Annotated in this window: 5 protein-coding genes; 3 read left to right on the top strand and 2 right to left on the bottom strand. The window is 33.7% G+C overall.

The genetic code is table 11. The annotated features are described in order from the left end of the window. The first annotated feature begins 350 nt into the window (after positions 1–350). A complete protein-coding gene (locus HX004_RS16460; protein ID WP_286443772.1) occupies positions 351–1,301 on the top strand; it encodes a 3',5'-cyclic-nucleotide phosphodiesterase in 951 nt (316 codons plus the stop codon). A 35-nt stretch (positions 1,302–1,336) separates the two neighbouring features. Here HX004_RS16460 and brnQ read toward each other — a convergent pair whose 3' ends face one another. Continuing rightward, positions 1,337–2,644, bottom strand: a complete 1,308-nt coding sequence (gene brnQ / locus HX004_RS16455; RefSeq protein ID WP_286443771.1) for a branched-chain amino acid transport system II carrier protein — start codon at positions 2,642–2,644, stop codon at positions 1,337–1,339. 217 nt (positions 2,645–2,861) lie between these two features. Here brnQ and HX004_RS16450 point away from each other — a divergent pair, with 217 nt between their 5' ends. Continuing rightward, on the top strand, positions 2,862–3,386 hold the full coding sequence (locus tag HX004_RS16450) for a GNAT family N-acetyltransferase (protein WP_286443770.1): 525 nt from the start codon (positions 2,862–2,864) through the stop codon (positions 3,384–3,386). Between the two features lie 725 nt (positions 3,387–4,111). Next, positions 4,112–4,993 carry a helix-turn-helix domain-containing protein gene (locus HX004_RS16445; protein ID WP_286443768.1) on the top strand — a complete coding sequence of 294 codons (882 nt, stop codon included), beginning with the start codon at positions 4,112–4,114 and terminating at the stop codon, positions 4,991–4,993. Positions 4,994–5,178: 185 nt separating this feature from the next. On the opposite strand, the gene HX004_RS16440 is transcribed toward HX004_RS16445, so the two are convergent. Beyond that, positions 5,179–6,321 carry a cytochrome-c peroxidase gene (locus tag HX004_RS16440; protein ID WP_286443766.1) on the bottom strand — a complete coding sequence of 381 codons (1,143 nt, stop codon included), beginning with the start codon at positions 6,319–6,321 and terminating at the stop codon, positions 5,179–5,181. Positions 6,322–6,329: the final 8 nt, after the last annotated feature.

Genomic DNA, 6,329 nt, shown 5'->3' with positions numbered 1-6,329 from the left:
AATAGGCAAATTTCCATTTGCTCTTATCTATATATAAGGAAAGAATCAAATAAAATCATCTTTCATGCAAAAGGGCAGATAGCTATCTGCCCGTACGGGCACAGGGGCCTGTGCCCTCCTATTTAGAAAAATAGCTTTCATTCGAAAAAGAAAACTTCAAACAAAAGGGCAGATAGCTATCTGCCCGTACGGGCGCAGGGGCCTGTGCCCTCCTATTTAGAAAAAATAGATTTCATTCGAAAAAGAAACTTCAAACAAAGGGGCAGATAGCTATCTGCCCCTACATATATATAAGGAGAGAATCAAATAAAAAAATATCTCTTACTTTTGTAGTAAATACATTATATCTAATGAAGAAATTTTTATTCACCCTTTCTGTTTTTTTTCTTTATGGTACCTCAACGCTACTGGCTCAAAATTTAGAGATTATTCCCTTAGGTGTTTATGGTGGCGGAGACGAGAGTAACCTATCTAGTTATTTAATAGGTGTAGAAAAGAGCAATAATTACATTGCCCTTGATGCTGGAACAGTACGAAGTGGTATAAACAAGGCCATTGAGAAAGGAACTTTTGATGTTTCTTTCGAAACTGTATTACAACAATACATCAAAGGATACTTTATTTCACATGGTCATTTAGATCATCTTTCGGGATTAATCATTAATTCACCTGAGGATTCTGCTAAACCCATTTATTCGTTGCCTTTTGTGACAGATATTTTCAAGCACAATTATTTCACCAACGCCTCATGGGCGAATTTTGGCAACGAAGGTGAATCTCCTATATTGGGGAAATATACTTATGCGAAGGTTCTCCCCTTTCAATCCTTCTCTCTTGTTAACACAACTTTTTCTGCAGAGCTATTTGAATTAAGTCACGTAAACCCGCAAAAGAGTTCTGCTATTTTATTGAGAAACAACAATGATTATGTATTGTATTTCGGAGATACAGGTGCTGATCGAATTGAAAAGACGAATCATTTAGAAACAATTTGGGAATACATCGCTCCTTTAGTTCGAAATAAAAATTTAAAGACTATTTTATTAGAAGTCTCTTTTCCGAATAGTCAACCAGAACACTTATTATTTGGGCACTTAACTCCAAAATTATTAGTGGAAGAATTGAGTAAACTCGCAAAATATACAGGCCTTGACCATTTAAATGATTTAACCATTATCGTTACTCATCTAAAACCTTCAGGCAATCAAATTGAAACAATCAAACGAGAATTAACCGAAAACAACCCTTTACAGGTACACTATATTTTTCCAAAGCAAGGAGAAAGAATTTCATTAAACTAAAAAAATCCCATTCTAAGTTTAGAATGGGATTTTTTTTATTTTCGATTAAATAAGTATAAAACGATAAAAACGACAAAAGAAGGAAGTAACCAAGGGACATCGTAATTGTATAGCGGAATCTTTTTGATACACTCATTCAATTGAAAGGCATACCCCTCTTCTGCTAATGGATCAATAGTCATATTAATAAAAAATTGCACAATAGAAAAAAGGGTTGTTGTGACAATAGCGCCTACAAAGGGAATTTTGCGTTTTACGATTTTTCCAAAGATTACAACATATAATATTAAGGTTAAGGTAATAGGGTAGATAATGCCTAAGAAGGGGCCTGCATAATCAATAATCTTATCTACTCCATTAACAGCTAAAATAGCGGAGAAAATACAAGTTGCAATAACAATAGTTTTATAGCTTAATTTACCATTCGTCAACTGACTAAAGAAAGTTCCTGTTGCACAGACTAGTGCAATTGCAGTTGTTAAACAAGCTAGAGCAATACAAAGGGACAAAGCGATTGTACCCTGAGATCCCAATACATGATTGGAAATGTACAACAATAATTCAGTACGCTTTAGATCCGTAGAAGAACCATATCCAGAAGTTGCTCCGAGATAGACTAGTCCACCATAGATAAACAAGAGACATAATGTTGCAACAGCCCCCGAAAGGAATGTAACTTTTGTTTTCGCTTCTGGGCTAACATAACCTTTGGCTTTCACTGCCGCAATAATAATTCCCGCATAAATAACAGAAGCTAAAACATCCATTGTTTGATAACCTTCGGCAAACCCTCTACGGAAAGATTCTACACCATCAACTCCTGTATCCATTGTCGTATCTAATGGATGAAGTATTCCCATGACAATCATTATAGCCAATAAGACTAACAGCAAAGGAGTTAAGTATTTTCCAATAATATCCACTACTCTGGAGGGAGATATTGACAATGCTAAGGTAACCGCAAAGAATAAGACAGAAGAAATAATAGGATTAAAATCGGGCCAGAGGGGCAATAATCCAACTTCAAAGGTAGTGGCAGCTGTACGGGGAATTGCAACTAAAGGGCCTATACTTAAAATAATGGCCGTTGCTAAAATAACTCCAATGGTTTGATTGATTCTTTTTCCTAAATCCGTAAACTCATCTCCCGAAAGTAAAACAGCTAATATTCCTAAAAAAGGAGCGAGAATGGCAGTAATACTAAAACCGAAGACGGCTGAATCCCACTCTTCTCCTGTAATTAATCCGATGATAGGCGGTAAAATAATATTTCCTGCTCCAAAAAACATGGCGAACAACGCAAAACCAATTGTTAATATATTGCTGATTGACTTCGTTTTCATTTGATAATTTTATATTTTATTCAACTCTATTTTTATATCTCTAACAGATATTCATGTATTACCTTACAAATATCATGCAATTTTTAATCTAACTTGAATTTTATTGCACAATATAAAATATAAAGACTAGACTTCCTTACTTTTTTTACTATTTAAAAGAAAAGAATTCTTAATTTAAGTTGATTGTTTTTTACATCCTTCAATCCCTTATATACCTATGTTTAATATACTAGAGACTTCACGTTTACTGATTCAAACTATTCACCTAGATCAGGATCTTCCTTCTCTTTTGGAAATTCACAACAATCTCAATACGATGCGTTGGATTCCTAACAACAAAGTACATTGGACACCCGAGGATTTAGTGAATAAATATCAGCTCAATCAAAACTTATATCCTCAACAATTAGGTTTATACAAAATTGTACTCAAAACTAAGAACACTTCATTCGTAATTGGTGAGTTGGGTTTATTTCCTTGTACAAACGCTCGGAGTTATATTGAAATTGGCTACATTATACACGATTTTTTCTGGAAAAAGGGATTAGCTACTGAACTACTACAAGCATTAATCCTTCACATTCAACAACATTTTTCTTATACTGTGATTTGCGCACAGCTTTTTGAAGCGAATGTTCATTCCAAATCACTTCTCGAACGCTGTGGATTTGAGTATACATCTTCCGAAGAAGTTCGCCCTTCTGTGAAGAAACTCATTTATCACTATTATATTGTACGTTGATTTTCCCTAAATTAGGATTCTGTCCTATATTATATACAAAGCGATTTCTTTAGGAGATTGCAATACTCTATGCATTCTATTTCCGTTTAGATCAAAAAACTACTTTATATTAAAAAATAAATAAATTCCATTTATTTTAAAAATAGACTACACTAAAAAAACACGATTCTTTTGAACATCCTCAAACCGCGAAAGAATCACTTCTCCCTATACTTTACCCTGCGAATCATCAACAAAAACAAATATATAGTTCGCATCTGCTATAGTATAAAATCCAACTTCTTCAACAAGAAATAAAAAAACGACATGAAATAACATAATTTTTTTTAAAAATAGACCTATAAGAATACCTGCCATTTTACTTTTTGAAGTCCTGTACTTAAGTTCTCTCCCCCTTCCTACTAAGCACAGATTTATCTGTTAAGATTAAAAAATACAAGTAAAAAAATCCATCTAAGATAAAATGATACTGGTTTTGGCAAATTCACGTCATACACTTCCTAAAAAAATTAAAAAAAACTTAATCAAAACAATTAAAAATAGGAATAAATATAAAATTTATAAATATTAACGACAAAATAATTAAAAAACACAATAAATAATAATTTTTTATCAAATCTACAGCTATAATTATATATATTTTTACAAATAACCATAAAACATAATAGCAAACACTCATTCCCTAAGCATTCAAAAAACTAGTATTAAGAAAAACGAAGCGAAAAATGACGTACTTAACTCCAACATTAGATTTAGATGTAATTGATACAGAAGAAGCACCTAGATGCGATATCAATTCGAATGAATTCGCTGTTTATTCACAAATAGAGGGTAAGGAGCATCTCATCTCTTATAATATTAAAACACATTATAAGGTTTCTTACTTAAACAGTAAAAGTAAATTATTTTGCGGAACAGAAACACGAGAATTCACAGGTCCAACCCTTTTTTTCTCAAATCCTTTATCAACGTATACTTTAGAACCCACTTCAGAATCACCTGATGGTTTTTTTTGTTTATTTACAAATACATTTCTTGGTTATCAAAGCAACGAAATTCGATCTACTCTACAAACCTTGCAAACGACTCCCATTTACTCTTTAAATAAGGAGCAAGATAAAATGATTAAGAGTTTATTTGAAAATATTGTTTTAGAACAAAAGGAAGATTATCCGATGAAGCAAGAAATATTGCGCAACTACATTGAGATAATCATTCATCAAGCAAATAAACTAACGAGTGAATTTACGTTTTCAGAAAAGAGAAATGCATCAAATCGGTTGTGTTCTCAATTTTTGGAACTAATAGAAAAGCAATTTCCCATTACACACAAAGAACAAACCGTCCGATTAAAAACGGCCGCGGACTATTCTGAAGTATTGGAAGTTCACACCAATTATTTAAACTATGTGGTCAAGCAAACCTTTGGCAAATCAACGACAGCAATCATACAAGAAAGAATATTAATCGAAGCACAGCGATTATTAAAGAATTCGACTCTGACTGTATCTGAAATAGCATTTACACTCGGGTTTGAATATGCTACTTATTTTTCAAGCTTTGTTAAAAAATACACTGGATATTCCCCTAAACAATTGAGGAAATAAGAACCAGGTAGGCTTGTGTGCATTTCTCCATACTTTCACCAAAATATCAAAGGACATTGCAACAAAGAATGCACCGAGCAAGCAAAGCCCCTTTACAAAAGAGCCGTTCCCTTCCGGAACGGCTTATCTTTTTCTTATTTATTTTTTCTCCTGTAATTCATACGGATATTCCCTTCATTATTCATTTAGTCTCTTGGAAAATCTGGTCTTTTCATTTTATAACGACTTCCCGATAAAGATTCTAAAAAAGCAACTATTGCTTTTACTTCTTCACGATTGAGCTGCAAAGGTTGCATTAATGAATCCGTAACAGGATATAAAGGATCTGCCTTTTTTTGTTCTGGAGTTGGATCAATCATGTGCATGCCACTATTGTAAATATTGACAATTCCTTCCAAGTTATCAAAAAATCCATTGTGCATCCAAGGGCGGGTTAGAAGTAAATCGCGTAAAGATGGCGTTTTAAATTGTCCCACATGCTCCGGATTTTGGGTGATAACATAACGTCCTAAATCTTGAAATTTTCTCTTATAATACGTCAATCCGATGTTGTGAAACTGATCATCTGTCAAATCAGGTCCATGATGACAATTCATACAGCGTCCTTTGGTTCTAAATAAATGCATACCATAGATTTCTTGATCAGTCATGGCTTCAAATTTACCATCCACAAAGAGGTCAACACGACTAGGTTGGCTTTTTATAGTTCGTTGAAAGGTAGCTAAAGCCCCAACGATTCGCTCATATGTAATAGTTTCATCACCATAAGCAGCTTTAAACAAAGGCCTATACCCTTTTATTTTTTTTAATTTTTCAGGTAAAAGCTCTACATCCATTGCCATTTCATTATGTGCACTTAAAGGTCCACTCGCTTGTTCTTCTAAACTGTTGGCTCTTCCATCCCAAAAGAAAATCGTTCGATTAGCTATATTGTAAAGACTAGGTGTATTTCTCATCCCTTCTAAATGGTCGTGTCCTAATGCTACAGTACGTCGATCTGTCCATCCCATCGCTGGATCATGACAAGTACTACAAGATATTTGACTTGATTTAGACAATTTAGGATCAAAAAAAAGCATCTTTCCTAAAATAACTTCAGGTAAATCTTGTGTTGAAAAAAACGCTGTATCTCTTTGAATGCTGGCAAATTCCTTCCAATCCACTCCTTCATCAATTGTGGGTTTAGGCCATAGAGCAAGTGGTTGTTTATAACTTTCAATGATTGCCTTGTACTCTGGGTCACTTGAATTCAATATTTTGGGAGCATTGGTAAAACTCAAAAGCCCACCGATACTCAAAAAGAGGGCAATTATTAACTTTCTACTCATCTTTGTTG

Origin of the sequence: Myroides sp. 1354 (assembly GCF_030324495.1) — a bacterium.
Lineage (GTDB): Bacteria > Bacteroidota > Bacteroidia > Flavobacteriales > Flavobacteriaceae > Flavobacterium.
Note: the sequence above shows the minus strand (reverse complement) of the source record. Positions and strands in the feature narration are given on the sequence as shown.

Excerpts from the sequence above, each read along its gene's own strand:
- HX004_RS16450 (WP_286443770.1), top strand. The coding sequence starts at position 2,862 with ATGTTTAATATACTAGAGACTTCACGTTTACTGATTCAAACTATTCAC.
- HX004_RS16445 (WP_286443768.1), top strand. The coding sequence starts at position 4,112 with ATGACGTACTTAACTCCAACATTAGATTTAGATGTAATTGATACAGAA.
- brnQ (WP_286443771.1), bottom strand. The coding sequence starts at position 2,644 with ATGAAAACGAAGTCAATCAGCAATATATTAACAATTGGTTTTGCGTTG.
- HX004_RS16440 (WP_286443766.1), bottom strand. The coding sequence starts at position 6,321 with ATGAGTAGAAAGTTAATAATTGCCCTCTTTTTGAGTATCGGTGGGCTT.
- HX004_RS16460 (WP_286443772.1), top strand. The coding sequence starts at position 351 with ATGAAGAAATTTTTATTCACCCTTTCTGTTTTTTTTCTTTATGGTACC.